Origin of the sequence: Bacillus sp. D7-8 (assembly GCF_052055895.1) — a bacterium.
GTDB classification, from domain to species: domain Bacteria; phylum Bacillota; class Bacilli; order Bacillales; family Bacillaceae; genus Bacillus; species Bacillus velezensis.
On record NZ_CP179922.1, the window covers coordinates 3,126,644 to 3,147,447 of the forward strand.

The window sequence follows — 20,804 nt, forward strand, 5'->3', positions numbered from 1 at the left end:
AGCACAAGCCAGCCTCCTGGCTCCGAAAGGGTGGAACCATTGAAGGAAAAAGAAAAGCTGATCATTGAAGCAGCAATTAAACTGTTTGCCCGAAAAGGGTACAAATCTACATCGGTTCAGGAAATCGCCGATGAATGCAAAATCTCAAAAGGCGCTTTTTATCTATACTTTCCTTCCAAAGAAGCACTGCTTCTATCCATGCTGAATTACTACTATGATAAAACGTTTACCCGAATCACGACGATCCAAACGGAGGGTGACAGTCCGAGAGCTGCTTACCAAAAACAGCTTGCGGTGTTTTACGAATCGATTCTCGCCCATCAGGATTTTATTACCGTGCAGATGAAAGACGGTTCACTTCCTTATACCGAAGAAGCGGCGCAGTGCGGAAAGAGAATCCGCCGGTCGATCCTGCAGTTTCATATCGACAGTCTTCTTGCGATTTACGGAGAAAAAGCTGAACCATACACAGCCGAGCTTTGTTTTTTAATAGAAGGAATCAGTCAGATGTATCTTGAATATCTCATTCTGACCGGCCGGTCCGTACAGCCTTCGCTTTTGGCAAATACCGTGATTCACAGAATTGATGACATCGTAAACGGAATGGCGGACAGACATGATGAAGCGTTTATTTCTCTTGATGAGGCAAGCTCACTGTTTGGCCCCCTTCATAACGGGCAGCCCGATCCTTTAAGCCAATCGATCTTGCAGACCCTCCGCACGCGCATCGGCACGATGGACAAGACGCAAGCATCTGAATTCACCGAGAGCTTGGATATTCTGGAAGCAGAAATGAAGAAAAAGTCGCCGAAACCGGCAATCATCAAAGGAATGATTTTGAATTTGAAGGAATCCGACCTGCTGGCTGAAGATGCAGAACAGCTCAGATTTTTACTGAAACAGCAGTTTATTTAGAAGAACGGCCGCAATGACTGCAGCCGTTCTTTCCTTTTATGCTTTCGGGTGCACCATATCTTCCGGACGCACCATTTCATTAAATTGTTCTTCTGTCAGAAGGTTCAGCTGTAATGCCGCTTCTTTCAGCGTCAGGCCTTCTTTGTGGGCAAGCTTGGCGATTTTCGCGGCGTTTTCATAACCGATGTGCGGGTTAAGCGCCGTAACAAGCATTAATGAGTTAGAGAGATTTTCCTGAATCGTCTCTTGGTTCGGCTCAATACCGACAGCGCATTTGTCATGGAAGGAATTCATTCCGTCACTGAGCAGCTGCACGGTCTGCAGGAAGTTATAGATAATAACCGGTTTGAAGACATTCAGCTCGAAGTTTCCTTGGCTGGCCGCAAATCCGATTGTCGCGTCATTTCCCATCACTTGCGCGGCGATCATTGTCAGCGCCTCACTTTGCGTCGGGTTGACTTTGCCCGGCATGATAGAACTTCCCGGCTCATTTTCAGGAATGACGATTTCGCCGATTCCGCAGCGCGGGCCGCTTGCCAGCCATCTGACATCGTTGGCAATCTTCATCAGGTCGGCAGCCAATGCTTTTAACGCGCCGTGAACGTGAGTGATTTCATCATGGCTTGTGAGCGCATGGAATTTGTTAGGAGAACTCTTGAATGTCTGCCCCGTTACTTTTGTGATTTCTTCCGCGACGAATTCACCGAACTGCGGATGGGCGTTGATTCCCGTGCCGACTGCCGTGCCTCCGATGGCAAGCGCGCGGATTTTTTCCGTTGACTCAAGAATCATTTCTTTCGAACGGTCAAGCATGTATACCCAGCCGCTGATTTCCTGTCCGAGCGTCAGCGGAGTGGCGTCCTGCAAATGCGTGCGTCCGATTTTCACAATATCCTGATAAGCTTTCGCTTTTTCATCAAGCGTCGCGCGCAGCTGATCAAGCGCCGGAACGAGCTGCTCATATACGGCAAGAACCGCAGCAACGTGCATCGCCGTCGGGAATGTATCGTTTGAGCTTTGGCTGCGGTTGACGTCATCATTCGGATGAATCTTCAGCTCGGAATTTTTTTCTTTCAATAAAGCAGTCGCGCGGTTGGCCACCACTTCATTCATATTCATGTTGCTTTGCGTGCCGCTTCCCGTCTGCCAGACAACGAGCGGAAAGTTATCGTCGTATTTGCCGTTTAAAACATCGTCACATACAGCGGCAATCGCCTGTGCTTTTTCAGACTCTAAGTTGCCGAGGCGTTCGTTGGCGATCGCTGTGCTTCGTTTCAATATTGCAAACGCCTTCACAACACGCTGAGGCATTTTTTCTGAACCGATTTTGAAGTTCTCTTTGCTGCGCTGTGTCTGAGCGCCCCAAAATTTATCTGCCGGAACTTTAACTTCTCCCATGGTGTCTTTTTCAATTCTGTAGTCCATTTATGTATCCCTCCATAACAGTTGCTTCACCCTGAGTATTATTCGCCAGTAACAGATGAAACCCTTTTTATTTTTCGGCCTTGGCCGTTTTTAATTTCAGCTCAAGATAGACGCGCGAATCCTTAGAGTATTTATACTTCGGATTTGTTTTACGGTATTCTTTCGACGTGTAAGCCACTTCGTAATGCGCTTCAAATGATTTGATGAGCTGTTCAATTTCTTCGGCATTTCCTGCCAGTCTGACTTGTGCCACATCTCTCCTCCGCTTTCATAAAAAAACTTGTACCATTAAATACTTTATCATAGTATATCATTTTTTTAACAGGAAAAGATAACCTCAATTAAGGATTGGAAGGCGGGTGACTGTCGATGGCGCAATCGGAATTCAAGGAATACATACACGTTAATCTGGCACTGGTGCTTCCCCACGTAGAGCAGAATGATGACCTGGTTCAAAATAAAAAGATGCTTCCGAACGGGCTTGTTTTTTATTATATGTATCTGAGTGAAATGAACGACGAAGACAAAATAAAAGAGGCGATTGAAACGCTGCTTCAGGAGGAAGACACTCTGACGCTGGATACGGTGACGAAACGTCTTGATAAGATCGACGCCCGTCCCGTCTTTACGTCGAAGGAAGCCGTCATCTCCATTCTGCGGGGAAAATGCGCCGTGTTTATTAACGGACTTGACAGCGTATACATTTTGTCCACGGGAAAAAGAGAAAAAAGAAGCGTGAATGAACCCACATCCGAAAAGGTCGTAAGAGGTCCGAAAATCGCCTTCATAGAAGATTCTGATACAAACGTCGCCATGATCAGGCAGCGCACGAACCATCCGAAGCTGAAAACGAAAAAGGTTCCGATCGGAGAAAATAAGTTAAAATACGCCACTGTCATGTACATAGATGATAAGGCGGACCCGTCTGTCGTCAGCGATGTTGTAAAGCGCCTCAGCGAAGTGAAGATGGACGACATCCAGGATTCCGGAACGCTTGAGGAGCTTATTGAGGATAATAAGTATTCGCCCTTTCCGCAAATACAAAATACGGAACGGCCTGATAAAGTCTCTTCCGCCTTGTTCAACGGCCGCGTCGCCATCCTTGTCGACAACTCGCCGTTTGCGCTGGTGGTTCCGGCTTCTTTAGGAATTTTAATGCAGTCTCCCGATGATTATTATGAACGGTGGATTTCCGCCTCGCTCATCCGGGTGCTGCGGTTTACGTCTATTTTTATTACGCTGTTTTTTTCGTCTATTTATATCGCCCTCGTTTCGTTTCACCAAGGGCTGCTGCCGACATCGCTTGCAGTCACCATCGCGGCGAACAGAGAAAACGTTCCCTTCCCGCCTATCATTGAAGCGATGGTAATGGAAATTACGATAGAGCTGCTGAGAGAAGCGGGCTTGAGGCTTCCCAGCCCGCTCGGCCAGACGATCGGATTGGTGGGCGGAGTCGTCATCGGCCAGGCGGCCGTTGAAGCGAATATTGTCAGCTCCATCATGGTCATCGTGGTCAGCATTGTCGCGCTCGCTTCATTTACGGTGCCGCAGTACGGGATGGGTCTGTCGTTCCGTGTGCTCCGTTTCATTTCGATGTTTACCGCGGCAGCTTTCGGGCTGTACGGCATGATTTTATTTATGCTGGCGATCTACACTCATTTATCGAGACAGCGAAGCTTCGGTTCTCCGTATTTCTCGCCGAATGGATTTTTCAGCTTAAAAAACGCAAACGACTCTATTCTCCGTCTCCCTATTAAAAATCAACCAAAAGAGGCGAAAAACGTAAATGAGCCAGAAAACAACTCACAATAAGCTTACAAGCTACCAAGGGACAGCATTGATTTCAAACACGATGCTCGGCGCGGGACTCCTCACCATGCCGCGGGCGCTGTCATCAAGGGCAAATTCGCCGGACGGCTGGATCGCGTTATGTCTGGAAGGCGTCATCTTTATCTTTTTGATTTATCTCAATACGCTCATTATGAAAAAGCATCAGTACGGATCATTATTTGATTATATGAATGAAGGACTCGGCAAATGGGCGGGAAATATCGTCAATCTTATGATCTGTCTCTATTTTATAGGAGTCGCCAGCTTCGAAGCCCGGGCGATGGCGGAAATGGTCAAGTTCTTTTTATTGGAAAGAACGCCCGTGCCGGTCACGCTGTTTATCTTTATCGCCTGTTCCGTTTATTTAATTATCGGCGGCATGAGCGATATCGGCAGGCTCTTTCCTTTCTATTTAACGATTACGATCATTATTTTGCTGGTGGTGTTTTCTTTCAGCTTTAAAATATTTGATCTGGACAACCTGCGGCCGGTGCTCGGGCAGGGATTTTCTCCCGTTATGGCCTCCTTGACCGTCGTTTCTGTTTCCTTCTTGGGAGTTGAGATTATGCTGTTTCTCCCCGAGTACCTCAAAAATAAAAAGCACACATTCCGCATGTCGGCCATGGGCTTTGGCATCCCGATTATTTTATACATCATTACCTACGTTCTCGTCGTCGGCGCCTTAACCACCCAGGATGTCAAAACAATGATCTGGCCTACGATCGCGCTCTTTCAATCATTTGAAATCAAAGGGCTTTTTATTGAAAGGTTCGAGTCCTTTTTGCTTGTTGTCTGGATTATCCAATTTTTCGCCACCTATGTATCATACGGATATTTCGCGACTTCAGCTCTTAATAAAATTTTCGGGCTGAAGCAGAAAAAAGGGATCATCTTCGTAGGAATTGCGACATTCTTCGGATCATTGATGCCAAAAGACGCTAACAAGCTGATGCTGTTCAGTGATATTCTCGGCTATATCTTCTTGGTTTTCTTTTTGCTGCCTTTACTGATGTTTGGAGTCGTCGCTGTGAAAAGGAAGGTGAAAAAAGCGCAATGAAGACATACATCGTAATCATCCTTTGCACATTGCTTTTGGCCGGCTGCTGGGACAGCCGCAATTTAGAAGACTTGAGCCTCGTTATCGGAGTCGGGCTCGATAAACCCGAGGAAGAAAACGTGGAAGTGACACAGCAGATTCTGGTTCCGCAAAAAGCAAGTTCCCAGCAGTCGTCGTCAGGCAATACGACAAAGGTGACTTCCACTCCCGGGGAAACCGTCCATCAAGCTTTAAGGACGGCATCGTTAAAAAATCACCCCGCATTCTCCCAGCACTTGCGCATCATGCTGTTTTCCGAAGCGCTGTTAAAGGATCACATCCCGCTTGACGCATTGATGAACCAATTTATCAGGGACAACGGTACGAGAAGAAGCTGCAATGTGATGACGGTGCCGGATAAAACGAAAGATATTTTCAAAATCAGTGACCAGGGAGAACCTGCGTCAAATACGATCTATGACTTAACGGAGAATAATTCGGTCACCATCCGGATGATGGCGCCCGTGACATTGGGGGAAATATCAGAGAAAATCGCCAAAGGCGAGACCTTTGCCCTTCCTCAAGTGCGCCAAGTGGGCAGCAGACTGGAAATCTGGGGCGCTACCATTATTAAAAATAAATTCTGGTATGCGAATTTAACGCCTTTACAAGTCCAGAATATGAACCTGTTCACAGGCACGGTAAAGGGAGGCGTCACGTTTGCAAAGCATGACAATCATTATTTATCCTTCGAAGTATTTTCCAGCAAATATAATGTAAAAACAAAATATAAAAATGGAAAATTCAAGTTTATCGTAACCCGGTTTGTTGAAGGCCGTCTGTCTGAGGATTGGAACCCGAAAGAAGATTCTTTCAAGGAGTCCTATATAAATGAAATCAAAAACGCGGTAAAACGCAGCATTCATTCAGATGTCATGGCATTCATTGATTACATGCAGCATGAGTTGAAAGTGGATATTACCGGGTTAGGCGATCAAGTCCGGATTCATTATCCCGATAAATGGAAAAAGATATCCTCTGACTGGGATCATCACTTCAGTGAATCGGATATTGAATACAAAGTCAAAGTCGCCATCAGGGATTTCGGAACAAAGGGAATGTCCCAATGACCCCGTCTTCGGGAGAGTGTGCTGGCGCCGCTCTCCTTTTCTTATGTCACGAGATGATTGCGGTGGGCATATACGGCTGCCTGCGTGCGGTCACTGACATCAAGCTTTGACAATATATTCGTAATGTGGGTTTTCACCGTTTTAATCGTAATGAACAGCTCTTCACCAATCTCTTTATTCGTCTTGCCTTCCGCGACGAGACAGAGGATTTCCAGTTCTCTTTTTGTCAGCGTTTCATGCGGAAGCTGATTCTCTGAATGGCGCAGCCTTGACAGCACTTTTCCCGCCACCTTCGATTCAAGCTTCGGTTCGCCCTTGGCAGCCGCTCTGATGGCTTCGGCTATTTCTGCCGCCTTGGACGTTTTCAGCAAATAGCTGAGCGCTCCCGCTTCGATCACCGGATACACTTTGTCGTCATCAATAAAGCTCGTCAGCACGATGATTTTCGGGTCATTGAGTGTCGCGCAGATCTGTTTTGTCGCTTCGATGCCGTCCATGCCGTCCATGACAAGGTCCATTAAAATCACATCCGGCAAAAGCTCTGCGGCCAGATCGACGCCCTGCTGCCCGTCTGATGCTTCACCGGCGACTTCAATGTCCGGCTGTGCTTCTAAAAACGCGGCCAGACCCATCCTGACCATTTCATGATCATCAATCAGTAACACTCGAATCACTTTCGTTCTCTCCTTTTGTTTTCTGATAAATCGGGACTTTCACGTCGATCTGCGTGCCTTTTCCCTTTACGGAGATAATTTCCGCTATGCCGCCGATTTCACTCGCTCTTTCCTTGATGGAATGCAGGCCGTATGAGGATGCTTTCACTTGATCCATCGTAAAACCCGCCCCGTTATCAATGACTTTAAGCTGAAGTTTTTGATGTTTCGCGCCGAGCCTGACGGTGACCTTGGTCGCCTTTGAATGTCTGAAAACGTTGGAAAGCGCCTCCTGCACGATGCGGAACAGATGGTCTTCAACGCCTTTTGACACACCCGTATCGCTGATGTCCCACTCAATATCCAGCGGCTGCTTCGCTTTGAACTCTTTTAACAGCTCAATCAGCCCTTCTTTTAAGCCTTTTCCTTCTAAAGTGACGGGCCGCAAATGCAACAGCAGCGCTCTCATCTCGTTTTGCGCTTCCCCCGCCATATGTTCAACCATGCGAATTCGTTTGACGATTTTGTCATCCGCATCTTTCACCTGCTCTAAGACGGCGGATGTCATCATAGAAATGGCAAAGAGCTGCTGGCTGACGGCATCGTGCAGATCGCGCGCCAGCCGCTGGCGTTCTTCAGTGATGACTGATTTTTTCATTTGATCCTGCCATTCCGCCCGCTCGTTGGAGAGCTTTTGCAGCGATGTAACCTGGAGCTCGACCCGCTTGGCCATTTCGTTGAGCTGGTCTGCCGCCAGACCGATTTCATCATCGCCGAGCGGCGGCACCCGATAAGCAAAATTGCCGTTTTCAAATTTCAAAACCGCTTCAATCAGTGTATCCATTCTTGTTTTCAGGCGGCCGCCGTATACATAACCGGAAATCAATCCCGCCGAAAGAGACGCCAGAAGAAGGATCACCACAAACGGAATACCGAACCAGCCGGAAGAAAACAGCAGCATCGGGTCAAGCCCGTAATACAGCAGCATCAGCGTAATAAACACCGCGCAAAGGAGCAGACTGAGTCCCGCGGTCATCCGCATGGCGCGCCACTGAATATTGGCGAGTAATTTTTTCCTCATAAATACTTCACATCCACATCGCCGATGAATAACGAAATTGAAATTTTAATCCGCCGCGGCGAGTCGCCGTACTCAGACGATACTTTATACAGATTCGGGCTCATGCCGCTTTTCTTAGAGCCGAGCAGGTTCATATCGCCGATAAAAGCCGATGAACTGACGGACACTTCGATATCCGGCGGGACGTACACATCGACATTGCCGATGACACCGCTGATGGTCATCGTGCTTTCTCCTTCGGGAATCATCGCTTTTGACAAATCAATTTTCACATCGCCGATGAATCCGGAAACATTTAAATCATTCAGCTCAAACGGGTCCTTCATCATCCGGAGCTCGCCGATAAAAAAGCTGCGGAGGTCCGGCTGTCTGCTTTCCGTCTGGGCGGAAGGCTTTGGCTGCTCTTCTTTTTCAAGATTGATTTTCTTCTCTTTATGTTCATGCACGCGCTTTCCTTTCAGGAGCCTGTAGCCCGCGTAGATGAGAAAGGCGGCGAAGGCATAGCCGAACAGGTTAAAGGTGGCGCTGAACAGGTTCCTCAAAAATAAAAAAGCGGCGAAGATATACAGGACGGAGCCGAGCCAGCCGCGGGAATATTTATTAAAAATATAACCTGTAATCAGAAAAAAGAGCGGCCAAAACAAGAAGTCGCCGATGCCGATAATACGCAAAAACATGCTGACGCCTAATAAGGCGATGATAAGTCCGAGAATCTGTTTTTTTGCCATCAGCTGCTTGCCCCTCCTTTCCTTGACTATTGCAGTGCAATATTGCCGCTCGTCACTTTTATATCAATCGGCCTGGCGCCGCTGCCTTTCATGCCGGTAAATGCCCCGCCTTCCTTACTCGTTTTCTCAAAGGAATAAGACGGCCGAATCCTTCCGCTTGCCGTCTCGGCGTTCACCGTAAAACTTCCGTCTTTCGGCAGGCTGATCGCTGCGCTGCCGCTCGCAAGCCTGACGGATACGGGAGCATCCGCCGTCTCAAGCGAGGCGTCGACACTGCCGGAAGCGACCCGCACGTCAAGGGCGCCCGCCACATGTTGAAGCCCGACATGTCCCGAGGATAAGCGGACAGCCCCCGTTTTTGCCGCAAAGCCTGCTGCTGTGAGATTGCCCGACAGCCCCTTCGCTTCAAACACATCCGTCTTCACGTGCTTCAGCGACATATTCCCGCTTACAGAACGGACGCCGAGGTGCGCAAGAGACAGCCCCTTGTTTCCGTCGACGGCAATGCTGCCGCTTGATGTATGGACGGTGATGTCCCGATGATAATCATACGGAATGCGGACAATCAGCAGAGGGCGCTGAAAGAGATTCAGAAATTGGAACCCTTTCTCCTTCGCTTTAAGATTGAGGGTCTTTCCCCTGCTTTGGACAAACATTTTCCCCGCCGGTCCCGTCATGTTTGCCGCGATATCATTCCGCGCTTCCGCGATGATTTTTACATCCGTCTGTTCCGATGAAACCGACAGGCTGTTGACGGCACGCGGCGGTATGCTTGCCGATTCCGCTTCTGTTTCGTACAACGGAAAAAAACGCCCGGCAAACACTTCTTTCACCAAAAACAGACAGCAGATCAGAACGGACGCCGCCATCAGTCCTTTGGCAATCTTACGCTTCATTACGTTCCATCCTTTTTCATTCATTTTATTATAAAGGAAAAGCCGGAGAATTGATACGTGCGTATAGGGAAGAGGCGTAAACGCGCCGATCTTCCCTTGTGCACATTATTCATGAGCCGCTTTTTGACGCTCTGTTTTTTCCAGAGAAAGCGAGCGCATTTTTTCAATCTCAGCTTCCACCTCGTCTGAATATTGGGAGCGGCTGTATTCTGTGTTCGCCTCAGCTGAAGTGCCGTATTTGACGCGGACTTCCATTTCTTCAATGCGGCTTTCCATTCGAAGGAACTCTCTGTAGGCGCTTTCGCTGTCAATTTTGTCGAAAGAAGCGTTCATATGTTCCTTCGCATTTGCCGCGTTCGCGCGGGCGATGAGCGCCTGTTTTTTATCCTTTACGTCGCGAAGGCGCGTTTCTAAAGTTTCCAGCTGCTCTTTCAGCTCTGCCAGCTGTGTTTTCGCCTGCTCATACGCTTTTTCATGTTCGGCCGCTTTTCCCTCAAGGTATTTCATTTCAGTCAGCGCCTTTTTCGCCAGCTCCTCTTCCCCGGCGTCGAAAGCAAGCTGAGCCTGGTTTTTCCGTTTTGCCGCCGTTTCGGAGGCGTCTTCCTGTTTTTTCTTAAACTGATGGACGATCGTGTGCTGTTTGACAATTGTTTGTTTCGCCTTAGCGATGTCACTTTCCATATCACGCACATATTGATTCAGCATGACTTTCGGATTTTCTAATTTATCAAGCCCTTCGTTAACAGATGCGACGAACATATTTCTTATTCTTTTTAAGACCATTTTGTCTTCCTCCTTATTTTTTCTTCAGAAATTCTTCCCATTCAGAGTCAAATCCGGATTGATAGCCCGGTGATGCCGCTTCCGGTTCATACTGGCGGGAAGCGGTGTCTGAGCCGCCCTGCTTCATCATCTTCCACCCGAAATACACCATGGCGCCGGCCAGTCCGATCGCAACGATAAATGGAAGAGAACCGACGAGAATCATAGCTCCGATGACGCCCGCGATGATACCCGATACCGCCCGGCCTTTTGAAAAACGTTTGATTCCCCAGTAAAGCATCAGGCCTCCGATCGCCAGCGGGATGATAAATGCGAAATGGCCTCCTCCGAAAAAGACAGAAAGTCCGAACACAATCAGCAGAAAGCCGCCTGCCGTTTTGCCATTTATATTCATGCAGATCCTCCTTTCGTTTTCCTTGTCTTTACTATAAACAAATCCCGCGGCCGGCAAAACGAGTCAGAGATTGATTTTCATATCAGACCGGAGTCGTATAAGCCCCCGGACCTTCGCATAAAAAAACGCCGCTGCACCGGACGGCGCAGGGCGTTTCACGAAAAATCTATATTCTGATGCTCGCTTCTTTTTCCCTGATGAGATCTGAACGTTCGGCTTTGGCCAGCTTCGTAAAGAACAATATTCCGAGACCGGACAGGACTTCAACGAGACCGCCGGCGGCAATGACTTTTCCGGGACCGAAGGCGTTAGCCGCGTATCCGCAAAGAACCGCGCCGAGCGGAATGGATATGTTTGAGATCATATGGATGACGGCATAGACTTGCGGCTGGTCATCATGGTCCACAGATGTCTGAATAATCGTATATTCCGGCACATTAATAGCGCTGACGGCAGATCCGAACGCAAATGCGGCGAGGAAGACGAGCGGCAGAAAAGTGTTGAGGCCGGTGATGAAAAATGCCGCTCCTTCTATGATTCCCGCTGACACAAACAGGAGACCGTATTTGTTCACCTTCACCTTAGCCAAAATAAAACCCATTAAAAAGGCTCCGCCCGTGCCTGTCGCTTTCAAAAGCGAGTAGATGATCGGCGGCATGTTTAAATCTTCGGCGACATAAACGGCAGAGAGCGCCTCCCACGGAGCGGCCGCAAAATTCATGAAGATACAATAGATGGCGAGCGGGTATAAAATCTGGTGTTTCCTGACAAGAACGAAACCCCGTTTGAGCCTTCCGAAATACGTCCCGCGCTGTCTGACAGCGACTGGATCCTGTTTGGCATGCTGGACTTGGTATGACATAAAGAGTACGAGAAAACCTGATAGAAGATAGAATATAAGAGCGATAAACAAAGAATAAGCGGGACTGATAAATGTTAAGAACACCCCGCTCAGCGTAATGGCGGCAAGCCTGACGATCTGGCCTGATGACTGGATGACCGCATTCGCTTTCTGCAGGCTGCTTTCTCCGACAATATTGGGGATTAATGAGATAGATGCAGGATTATAAGCGGCTCCCGTGGCTGAATGCACAATCATGAGAAGCATGACAAACCATAAAGGAGAAAAACCGTTAAAGTAACAGACCGGAATGATCAACACGACCGCCGCGCGCGTCAGGTCGGAGAAATACATCCAGAATTTCAGCGTATGCTGCTTCATAAAAGGCCCGGTAATCGGCGCCAGCATCGCCTCCGGAAGGAACGTGACCGCAATGAGCAGGGACGTGCCGATCGCGCCTTCCCCGTCAAAAATCAAAAACCACAGAATGGAATTAAAGGCAAAACCGTCGCCTGACAATTTAACCAGCCTTGAGATAAACAGAAGGGTGAAATTTTTATTCCAGATGCTCTCGCTCTTATTATATGTATCCATCTATCAAATCCCCCATTATTTTACAATGTTTCTTATAATATCTCATTTTTTAATTTTTCAGTCAATAATGCATAAGATACATTTTCCTCCTGTCAATAAAGGTTCAATTGATGGATATCTCTATAAAAAAACAGCCGGCTTGCTGATGCCGGCTGAACAAAACGTTATTCATCATCACGGAATACCGCGGCGCTTCTTTCATATTCTATATCCTGAACGCCCTGTCTTGCGTTAACTGCTCTTGCCGCCGCGAAAAAATAATCAGACAGGCGGTTCAAGTAACGCATCACCGTATCGTTTATCTCTTCTGTTTTGCCGAGTTTCACGACGAGACGCTCAGCCCGTCTCGTGACGGTCCGCGCGATGTGAAGCTGAGCAGCCGCCTTATGCCCGCCCGGAAGAATAAATTTCTCAAGCGGGGGCGCTTCAGCCGTGTAACGGTCTATGCAGTCTTCCAATGCGGAAATAGATGTCTCTCTTAATGTATAGCTTCTATGTTCAGTGACCGTCGCCAAGTCGCCGCCGCAGTCAAACAGCTCATGCTGAATGTTTCGGAGTTCGGCTTTCACATCACCGCAATTCTCACAATCATCAAGCTCCGCAAGCGCAAGCCCGATAAAGCTGTTCAGCTCATCAATCGTCCCGTAGCTTTCAACCCGCAGACTGTCTTTATCCGTTCTGCCGCCGATCAGGCTTGTCTGTCCTTTATCGCCGGTTTTCGTATACAGCTTCATCGTTGTATTCCTCCTTCTTCCGCCGCTTTTACACATGCCGCGGTTCCTCTTCTGACGGCTCTTTCCGCGTGAGGGACGTCCATCGCCTCTCCTGTCTGCAAGGCACAAATGACAATGTCGCCTTTTGCCTGTCTGCCGGAAAGAGCCTGCATTCTCGCTTCAGCCGCTGCCGTTAACAGCCGTACAAATCCCTGTTCCGATAAACGTCCGCTGATCAGCACCCAAACGGTATGCTGCGCAGTCACGGCAATTGTGACCGAATCAAACGTACGGCAGATCAAACCAGCGGCAGCTGAGCCGGAAAGCCGGCGGCTCCACGAAAAGCCCGGGCCGTCAGATGCGGTTGACAACATTCTGAACGGCCGTTCTGTATGAAGCGTTACGGTATTTCCGCTTTTGTTTATCAGAGAGGCGAACGGAACGTTGACAGGCTCTCTTTCCTCCTGCGCTTCCGGCATGAACGCGATCAGCGGTTTCGGCGACGATTGCTGGGCAACAGCGCTGACGGTGATGCCGTAAATGTCTTCAATCGTCTCTTTTTTCAAAGCCTGATCCGGCGTCTGCTTCGGAAAAGCGCGTCCGTCTTTCATCATCAGGAGCTGATCACAATATTGGCCTGCGGCGTTTAGGTCGTGAAAAATACTGATGACCGTCAGGCCTCTTTCTCTCGTCAGCCGCTTCACCGTATCAAGCAGGTCTTTCTGATATTTGAGATCAAGAAAGGTCGTCGGCTCATCCAGACACAGTACCTCAGGCTGCTGAGCCAGCGCCTGCGCCAGAAAGACGCGCTGCCGCTCCCCGCCGCTCAGATTGCGGACGGATTGCTGCGCATATCGGTCGATGCCCGTCATTTCCATCGCTTCCCGGACAATGTCTTCGTCATGTTGATCCATCTGTCTGAAGAGTCCTTTTTGATACGGGTATCTGCCGAAAGACACTGTTTCCTTAACGGTAAATGTAAAAGCTTGCTCTGTATGCTGCGGCAAAACGGCCATGATTTTCGCAAGCTCCCGCGGCTTGTATCCGCCGACAGGCCTGCCTGCGACGAGCGCCTCGCCTTTTGACGGAGAGAGCATTCCCGTCAGCAATTTCATCAGCGTTGTTTTTCCCGAGCCGTTCGGACCGAGTATGCCGACAAATTCACCTTTTCCGGCGGTAAAGCTGACATCTTCCACAATCATCCGGCCTCCGTACCCGCCGGACAGGCTGCTCACCCTGATCATAAGCGTTTCCCTCCATGATGCTGGCGAAGCAGAATCAAGGCAAACACAGGCGCTCCCGCCAAAGCCGTCATAATGCCGATCGGCAATTCGACAGGCTCAATGACGGTGCGGGAAAACAAATCCGCCAAAATGAGAAACCCGGCGCCCGTCAATGCTGACAGCGGCAGTAAATGGCGATGATCCGTCCCCCACAAAAGCCGTGTCACGTGGGGAATGACAAGACCGACAAATCCGATCGTCCCCGAGACGGCAACCGCTCCTCCCGTCAGCAGAGATCCGGCTGCGATCATCAGCCATTTTCTTTTTCCCGTACTGACGCCTAACAGCCTTGCCTTTTCTTCTCCATAAGTCATAATGTTTAATTCTTTGCCATTGATAAGCAGAAGCGCCGTCCCGGCCAGAAAAAAAGGCAGAAACAGCGCGACATAGCCCCAGCCCCTCATTGACACGCTTCCTAACAGCCAGCGGACAATCGGGAGCAGATCATTGCCCGTTAAAGCGATCACAAGCGAAATGAGAGCCCCGAGAAAAGAATTCATGATGATGCCTGTCAAAATGAGCGTCGAAACCGACATCGACGCATGAACGAGGCGGCTGAAAAACAGAACCGCCGCCATGACCGCAATGGCTGCGGCGATGCTGACAACCGGTAGTGTGAACCGGCCGATGACGGGAATCTGAATGCCGAAAAACAAGGTGATAACGGCTCCCGCTGAGGCTCCCGAAGATACCCCGAGTGTATAAGGGTCGGCGAGCGGATTTTTCAGAAGTCCCTGAAACGCCGCTCCCGCAATGGATAACGCGGCTCCGACAAGGGCAGCCAGAACGACTCTCGGCAGGCGGATATTCATCATAATATTTACATTCATAGGGTCAGCCGAGGATGTCCGGCCGATCCCGATCCAAAAAACGTCGGATAAAGGAATATGCAGACTGCCGATTGAAATGCCGAGTGCCGTACAAACGGCTAAAAACAGCAGGCTGACCGTGTAGGCCAGCGGGCGGTTACTTTTTAAACGTTTCAGGATAAACGCTTTCCGCAAGCTTCTCGACCCCTTTGACAAGGCGCGGGCCTGAGCGTGTGACAAGGTCAGGATCAACAGAATAGACATTGTGGTGTTTGACCGCATTGACGGCACCCCAGCCGGCGCGTTTTTCCACTTCAGCGGCCTTTACGCCGTCTGTCGTAATGATGACGTCCGGATTCATTTTGACAATCGCTTCATCCGTCAATTGCACCCAGCCGGTCTGGCTGCCGGCAGCGTTTTTCGCGTGTATATCTTCAAGCATTTCGTTCATAAACGTGCCTTTCCCCGTCGTGTAGCCGTCAGGAGACACTTCGACGAATACTTTCTTTTCGTCTTTTTCAGAAATGGCCGCCGCTTTCTTTTCTATGCCGGAAAGGTCGGATTTCATCGATTTGATCAGCTTATCCGCCTGCTTTTCTTTGCCGGCCGCTTTCCCGATCATGCTGATTGATTTGTACACGTCTTGGAACGATTGCGCATCATTGACCGTTAAGACGGTGATGCCCGCATCTTTCAGTTGCTTCATCGCATCGGCGGAAGCGGACATAGAGGACGCGTGGGCAAGCACGAGATCCGGCTTCAGCGCGATGACTTTTTCAGCGTTCACATTCATATCTCCGACTTTCGGTTTTTTTACCGCTTCTTTCGGATATGTATCATTTGTCGTGACGCCTGCGACCTTATCTCCCAGTCCGAGCGCGTATGTAATTTCCGTATTGCTCGGCATGAGGGAAACGATTTTTTCCGGTGCCTGCTTTATGGTTACTTTTTCGTTCGCGGCATCCTTAATGGTTACCGGGAATGCTTCGGTTGAGACGGCTTTTTGTTTGGCCGCGCTTCCTTCTTCCTGTGCGCCGGAACAGCCGGCGATCACAAAGGCGGTGACCAAGAGCGCCGCCCAGACGGCAGTGATCTTCTTCATTCTTTTAACTCCCCCTGATTATGGTAAACGATTGTCTCTTTGACATTCGTATCCTTTTTTCGCAGTAATTATACTATAAGTCTTTAAGGCTTGTATATCCGGCCTTTTTGCATGAAAGCAAATTGTTCGTACACACTAAAATTCATCATGTATACTGTTACACAATGGTGTGAAAAGGAGGATTATTATGGAATTACAGCTTGAACGAAAGCTCGTGTTGATTACAGGATCAACCTCAGGCATCGGAAAAGCTGCGGCAAAAAGCTTTTTAGCCGAAGGCGCCGAGGTGATTATAAACGGAAGAAAAAAAGAAACTGTGGAACGGACGGTTGAAGAGCTTTCCGCTTACGGAACGGTTCACGGCATCGCTGCGGATTTATCGCGTCAGGATGAGGCGGATGACTTGATAAAGCGCGCCGGCGGAATCGGGGAAGTCGATATTCTCGTCAATAATCTCGGTTTTTTTGAAGTAAAAGACTTCGCTGAGGTGTCTGATGACGAATGGACTCGGTATTTTGAAGTGAATGTTATGAGCGCCGTGCGCCTGTGCCGGCGTTTTCTGCCGCAAATGCTCGAGAGAAACAGCGGACGGATTCTGAACATCTCCAGTGAAGCCGGTGTCAAACCGCTTGCGCAAATGATTCCGTATTCAATGACGAAAACGGCGTTAATCAGCTTGTCCCGGGGAATGGCGGAAATGACGAAAGGCACAAATGTCACGGTCAACTCCGTGCTGCCGGGACCGACATGGACCGAAGGCGTCGCTTCTTACATGGAAGGAGCCGCAAAGGCTGCCGGAGAAGACACAGACAGCTTCGTCCGGGATTATTTTAAAGTGAATGAACCGACATCATTGATTCAGCGCTATGCAACCCCGGAAGAAGTCGCCAATACGATTGTATTTCTCGCTTCATCAGCGGCTTCTGCCATTAATGGCACCGCACAGCGGGTTGAAGGCGGCATCATCCGCTCCATTTAACACAAAAAAGCCCGGCACAATGGGGACTTCCCAATATGCCAGGGCTTTTTTTTACATCATGCCTGCAAACGGAACCGGCTCCCAGCCGCCCGTCTCAAGCTCTGCTGAAAACAGGCCGCCCGCATGCGGCTGCTCAAGTCTTTCGGCTTCCGTCAATTTTTCCGTCGCGGTCGTAATGTATAACGTGTTTAAGTCTCTGCCTCCGAACGCGCAGCAGGTGACGTATTTCGCCGGAACTTCGATAGATGCAATTTCCTTATGCAAAAACGGGTCAATCCGGACGGCACGGCCGCCTCCGAACAGAGCCACCCACAGCATTCCGTCACGGTCAATGGTCATTCCGTCGGGAGATCCTTGCGACTCCGGAAAGCGGTAGACCGTTTTCGGATCTGATACGGCCCCGGTTTCAGGATCGTATGCATAACAGACGATTTCCTGCGTCGGAGTGTCGATATAGTACATCAGGTTTCGGTCCCGATCCCAATCCAAACCGTTCGAGGTGGAGACCTGGTCTTTTATTTTGGCAAGGCTGCCGTCCGTATTCAGACGGTACAGCGAAGCCTCCTCTTCTTTGCCTTCCATGCTCGTCGTTCCCGCCCATAATCTGCCGGACGGGTCGCATTTTGCGTCATTGAAACGGATATCTTCCCGCATGTCTTTCGGCTGCTTCATCTTCGTCAATGTGTCTTCCCGAAGATTGTACAGGTAAAAACCGTCTTTCATCGTCATCACCAGCTCTTCCTTTGAATACAAGGCCAGAGCCGTGACAAATGATTTGAATTTAACGGAACGGTTGATTCCGTCAGCCGGAGTGAAGATATGCAGCTGGCTGCCCAGTATATCCACCCAGTACAGGCATTGCTTATCCTTGTCCCATAAAGGGCCTTCTCCGATAACTGCTCTCGTATCTGCTCGTAATGCTGCTTCCATGTGTGAACACCTCTTTTGCTTGTCAGTCTTCTATTGTTATTCCCGACAAAGCGGCGTCCAAACTCAATCTTTTTTAAAAAGAATCGTAATCACCGTTCCGGCGCTGATTCTGCTGTTGACATGGATGGTTCCGTTATGAAGGTGAACCAGCTCCTTGGCAATGGCGAGCCCGAGTCCCGTTCCTTCTGACGGGCCTTTCGTATTCGTTCCCCGGTAATAACGGTTAAACAGCTGGTGAATCGTTTCGTCGTCCATTCCTCTTCCGTTATCTTTCACCTTCAGAATGAGCTGTTCGGCTGATTCCTCAAGCACGACCCGAATGGCGGTCCCTTTCTTATTATGCTTAACCGCGTTTGCCAGCAGATTCTCCAGAATACGGCGGAACCACGCTTCATCAATGGCGAAAAGAATGTCTTCCTTTTTGGTTTCAAAGGCGATGTCATAGCCTTCCGAGAACGTGTTTTTCGTGAAATCGTTCGTGACGTTTCTGATAAACGGCACGACGTTGATCAGCCGCCGTTCGATCGGGAGGGCCGCGTTTTTGAGGCGGTATGTTAAGTTTAAGTCCTCAATCAGCTTCGACATATATTCTGATTTTTCCCGGACGATCTGCCCCATTTCTTTGACTTCTTCCGGGGTCCAGTCGTATTGCTTCGATTCGAGCATCATGCTGTAGCCGTAAATCGTGCTCAGCGGGGTTTTTAAGTCATGGCTCAGCCCGGCGATCCATTCTTCCCTTGTCGCCTGGATTTTTTCTCTGTTTTTCTTATCCCGCTTCAGCGTGTCGGTCAGCTGATCCATCGATTCGAAAATCTCGGCGAAAAAGCGGAACGGCTGTTTTGTTTTGCCTTTTTTGTTTTTGCTGACCGGCTGTCCTTTGCGGTTCTTCGGCTCTTCAAGCCGGCCCTTTGATAAATTGACGAGCCATTTGATGGTATGAAACAGCGGCCAGCCGAAACGGAAAGAGTACCAGATGGTCAAGATGCAGATCATAAATACTAAAATTCCGATCAAGAGGAAGAGGGTTTTCATCACATTTCTCAAAAATGATTTGTTAAACTCGTGATCGGGGATGTACACGGGGTTCGGCACCGACGCGACCATCCATTTCGTTTTATCGAGTCTTTTAAAAGAAATTTCCCGTTTGTAATTCCACGGCTTGGAACTGTATTTCAGCAATTCAAGCTCATTGACGGTGTTCCGTTCTTTTTTCGTGCTGTTGATATCCCCGAGCAGTCTGCCGCTGTCTTCGAGAAGGTAGACCGCCCCTTTTTCCCGTTTAATATAATCAATCGTGCTCTTTTTATATTGAGAAAGGGAAGCGAGGGATGGCTCCTGTGATTCGATGTAAGTGAGAAGCTGCTCACTGGCGGATTTCCAGCCGAACAGAATCAAATAGGTCTCATCATTTATCGTGACCGTCCAGTAATTCAGCTTGTAGTTGTCAAAATTCCGGTACTGGTAAATGGATAAGAGATCTTTTCTGCTGTAATGGCTCGGGACGTCTTTCGGCACTCTGTACGCGTAGTCCGTTTTTTCATTATCATTAATGATCTGCAGCCAGCCCTTCTGCTTTCGGACCGACATCTTTAAAAACTCATCGACATCCCATGTGCCGTCTTCGTTTTTATCAAGCCACGCTTCAAACGAGTCTGCCGTCGCTTTGGTCAGTCCCGCATTGGCTTCCGCTTCGCTGAAACGCCAATCCAAATAGAAGAAAGAAGCGACGGCCAAAACGGACATCAGCAGGATGACAAGCAGCAGCTGTCCGAAAAAGTGGAGCAGAAATTTTCCGCGCATTCTCATGAGCGGGTTCCTTTTTCTCCTTGATCGGGAATAAACCGATAACCGAGGCCACGCACCGTTACAATATAGGACGGATTGCTGGGGTCTTTTTCAATTTTTTCTCTGAGCTTGCGGATATGCACCATGACGGTGTTGTTGTCGCCGTAAGACGGATATCCCCATACTTTTTCATAGATCTGATCTTTTGAGAGCACCACATCAGGGTGTTCACAGAAATATTGAAGCAATTGCAGAAGCTGTGCGGAGCAGCTGACGGGCTCGCCCCCGACGATCAGCTCGGCGTTTTGCGGTGAATAGGAAAAATGGCTGTATGAATACGTCTTTACCGCCGTTTTCTCTTCGCGCTTATAGGTTCTCTTTAACGTCGCTCTGATCCGCGCCGCCAATTCGAGCGGATTAAACGGCTTTGTTATATAATCGTCAGCTCCCAATGCAAATCCTGACAGCTTATCCGCATCAGAAGAACGGGCGGTCAGAAAAAAGATCGGAGCGTCGGTATAGTTCCGGATTTCGGTGCATGCTTCAAAACCGGACATGCCTTCCATCATCACATCCAGCACGAGCAGATCCGCGGTTTCATGTTTAACAAACTCGATCGCTTCCTCAGCGCTTCCGGCTGTCTTAATGTTGTGATAGCCTTCTTTGACGAGAACGCGTTTGACCATATCAACGATCGCCTTCTCATCGTCTACAATTAAAATTGACGCATTTTCCACCTTGGACGTTCCTTTCTCTTTGTTTTTTTCATCATATCATTATATGGATAAGATTTGGTACTTTTTTAGTGCGGAGGTCTTGCGGGGAAACAGAAAAGAAAAACGAGACGGACATCTCTTCTCGTTTTTCTCACGTTGTCAGAGCGGAATATCAATCATC

21 protein-coding genes are annotated in these 20,804 nt (G+C 49.0%); 5 read left to right on the top strand and 16 right to left on the bottom strand.

Features of this window, described 5'->3' with window-relative positions; genetic code table 11:
- Positions 1-39: 39 nt before the first annotated feature.
- Entirely contained in the window at positions 40-915 is an 876-nt protein-coding gene (locus ACKTRM_RS15380; RefSeq protein WP_007410065.1) for a TetR/AcrR family transcriptional regulator, read from the top strand.
- Positions 916-951: 36 nt separating this feature from the next.
- Here ACKTRM_RS15380 and fumC read toward each other — a convergent pair whose 3' ends face one another.
- On the bottom strand, positions 952-2,340 hold the full coding sequence (fumC, locus tag ACKTRM_RS15385; RefSeq protein ID WP_007410064.1) for a class II fumarate hydratase: 1,389 nt from the start codon (positions 2,338-2,340) through the stop codon (positions 952-954).
- A gap of 67 nt (positions 2,341-2,407) precedes the next feature.
- Positions 2,408-2,593, bottom strand: a complete 186-nt coding sequence (locus tag ACKTRM_RS15390; protein ID WP_003151806.1) for a YvzF family protein — start codon at positions 2,591-2,593, stop codon at positions 2,408-2,410.
- Positions 2,594-2,709: 116 nt separating this feature from the next.
- Between ACKTRM_RS15390 and ACKTRM_RS15395 the strand changes: the two genes are divergently transcribed.
- Genes ACKTRM_RS15395 through ACKTRM_RS15405 form a run of 3 tightly spaced genes read left to right on the top strand, consistent with a single transcriptional unit; the run spans position 2,710 to position 6,336 of the window.
- Positions 2,710-4,152, top strand: coding sequence for a spore germination protein (locus ACKTRM_RS15395; protein ID WP_012118404.1), 1,443 nt, complete (start codon positions 2,710-2,712; stop codon positions 4,150-4,152).
- Entirely contained in the window at positions 4,127-5,227 is a 1,101-nt protein-coding gene (locus tag ACKTRM_RS15400; RefSeq protein ID WP_012118405.1) for a spore germination protein, read from the top strand. The genes ACKTRM_RS15395 and ACKTRM_RS15400 overlap by 26 nt, the downstream gene beginning before the upstream one ends.
- A complete protein-coding gene (locus ACKTRM_RS15405; RefSeq protein ID WP_012118406.1) occupies positions 5,224-6,336 on the top strand; it encodes a Ger(x)C family spore germination protein in 1,113 nt (370 codons plus the stop codon). The genes ACKTRM_RS15400 and ACKTRM_RS15405 overlap by 4 nt, the downstream gene beginning before the upstream one ends.
- 41 nt (positions 6,337-6,377) lie before the next feature.
- On the opposite strand, the gene ACKTRM_RS15410 is transcribed toward ACKTRM_RS15405, so the two are convergent.
- The 11 genes from ACKTRM_RS15410 to ACKTRM_RS15460 form a co-directional block, all read right to left on the bottom strand.
- Positions 6,378-7,010, bottom strand: coding sequence for a response regulator transcription factor (locus ACKTRM_RS15410; protein ID WP_012118407.1), 633 nt, complete (start codon positions 7,008-7,010; stop codon positions 6,378-6,380).
- Positions 6,988-8,070, bottom strand: coding sequence for a two-component system sensor histidine kinase LiaS (gene liaS / locus ACKTRM_RS15415; RefSeq protein ID WP_012118408.1), 1,083 nt, complete (start codon positions 8,068-8,070; stop codon positions 6,988-6,990). The genes ACKTRM_RS15410 and liaS overlap by 23 nt, the downstream gene beginning before the upstream one ends.
- Complete coding sequence (gene liaF, locus ACKTRM_RS15420; protein ID WP_012118409.1) at positions 8,067-8,798, bottom strand: cell wall-active antibiotics response protein LiaF; 732 nt, start codon at positions 8,796-8,798, stop codon at positions 8,067-8,069. Before liaF ends, liaS begins: the two co-directional genes overlap by 4 nt.
- 26 nt (positions 8,799-8,824) lie before the next feature.
- Positions 8,825-9,694: a LiaG family protein gene (gene liaG / locus ACKTRM_RS15425; protein WP_012118410.1), complete on the bottom strand. Its 870-nt coding sequence runs from the start codon at positions 9,692-9,694 to the stop codon at positions 8,825-8,827.
- 105 nt (positions 9,695-9,799) lie between these two features.
- Positions 9,800-10,477, bottom strand: a complete 678-nt coding sequence (liaH, locus tag ACKTRM_RS15430) for a stress responsive protein LiaH (RefSeq protein ID WP_007410057.1) — start codon at positions 10,475-10,477, stop codon at positions 9,800-9,802.
- A gap of 13 nt (positions 10,478-10,490) precedes the next feature.
- Positions 10,491-10,871 (bottom strand): protein liaI, encoded by a 381-nt coding sequence (locus ACKTRM_RS15435; RefSeq protein WP_007410056.1) that lies wholly within the window; start codon positions 10,869-10,871, stop codon positions 10,491-10,493.
- A 166-nt stretch (positions 10,872-11,037) separates the two neighbouring features.
- The gene (locus tag ACKTRM_RS15440) at positions 11,038-12,306 is read right to left on the bottom strand and encodes an MFS transporter (protein ID WP_012118411.1); all 1,269 of its coding nucleotides are present in this window, start codon (positions 12,304-12,306) and stop codon (positions 11,038-11,040) included.
- Positions 12,307-12,470: 164 nt separating this feature from the next.
- Positions 12,471-13,040 carry a cob(I)yrinic acid a,c-diamide adenosyltransferase gene (locus ACKTRM_RS15445; RefSeq protein WP_007613687.1) on the bottom strand — a complete coding sequence of 190 codons (570 nt, stop codon included), beginning with the start codon at positions 13,038-13,040 and terminating at the stop codon, positions 12,471-12,473.
- A complete protein-coding gene (locus ACKTRM_RS15450; RefSeq protein ID WP_012118413.1) occupies positions 13,037-14,263 on the bottom strand; it encodes an ABC transporter ATP-binding protein in 1,227 nt (408 codons plus the stop codon). Before ACKTRM_RS15450 ends, ACKTRM_RS15445 begins: the two co-directional genes overlap by 4 nt.
- The gene (locus ACKTRM_RS15455) at positions 14,260-15,306 is read right to left on the bottom strand and encodes a FecCD family ABC transporter permease (RefSeq protein WP_012118414.1); all 1,047 of its coding nucleotides are present in this window, start codon (positions 15,304-15,306) and stop codon (positions 14,260-14,262) included. Before ACKTRM_RS15455 ends, ACKTRM_RS15450 begins: the two co-directional genes overlap by 4 nt.
- Positions 15,269-16,213 (bottom strand): ABC transporter substrate-binding protein, encoded by a 945-nt coding sequence (locus tag ACKTRM_RS15460; protein ID WP_012118415.1) that lies wholly within the window; start codon positions 16,211-16,213, stop codon positions 15,269-15,271. Before ACKTRM_RS15460 ends, ACKTRM_RS15455 begins: the two co-directional genes overlap by 38 nt.
- Positions 16,214-16,400: 187 nt before the next feature.
- Between ACKTRM_RS15460 and ACKTRM_RS15465 the strand changes: the two genes are divergently transcribed.
- Positions 16,401-17,192 carry an SDR family NAD(P)-dependent oxidoreductase gene (locus ACKTRM_RS15465; protein ID WP_012118416.1) on the top strand — a complete coding sequence of 264 codons (792 nt, stop codon included), beginning with the start codon at positions 16,401-16,403 and terminating at the stop codon, positions 17,190-17,192.
- A 51-nt stretch (positions 17,193-17,243) separates the two neighbouring features.
- Here the strand turns inward: ACKTRM_RS15465 and ACKTRM_RS15470 are convergent, their stop codons facing one another.
- The 3 genes from ACKTRM_RS15470 to ACKTRM_RS15480 all read right to left on the bottom strand — a co-directional run bounded on the left by ACKTRM_RS15470 (position 17,244) and on the right by ACKTRM_RS15480 (position 20,644).
- Positions 17,244-18,122, bottom strand: a complete 879-nt coding sequence (locus tag ACKTRM_RS15470; RefSeq protein WP_012118417.1) for an SMP-30/gluconolactonase/LRE family protein — start codon at positions 18,120-18,122, stop codon at positions 17,244-17,246.
- A 63-nt stretch (positions 18,123-18,185) separates the two neighbouring features.
- Positions 18,186-19,928 (bottom strand): HAMP domain-containing sensor histidine kinase, encoded by a 1,743-nt coding sequence (locus tag ACKTRM_RS15475; protein WP_012118418.1) that lies wholly within the window; start codon positions 19,926-19,928, stop codon positions 18,186-18,188.
- A complete protein-coding gene (locus ACKTRM_RS15480) occupies positions 19,925-20,644 on the bottom strand; it encodes a response regulator transcription factor (RefSeq protein WP_003151779.1) in 720 nt (239 codons plus the stop codon). Before ACKTRM_RS15480 ends, ACKTRM_RS15475 begins: the two co-directional genes overlap by 4 nt.
- Positions 20,645-20,804 lie beyond the last annotated feature (160 nt).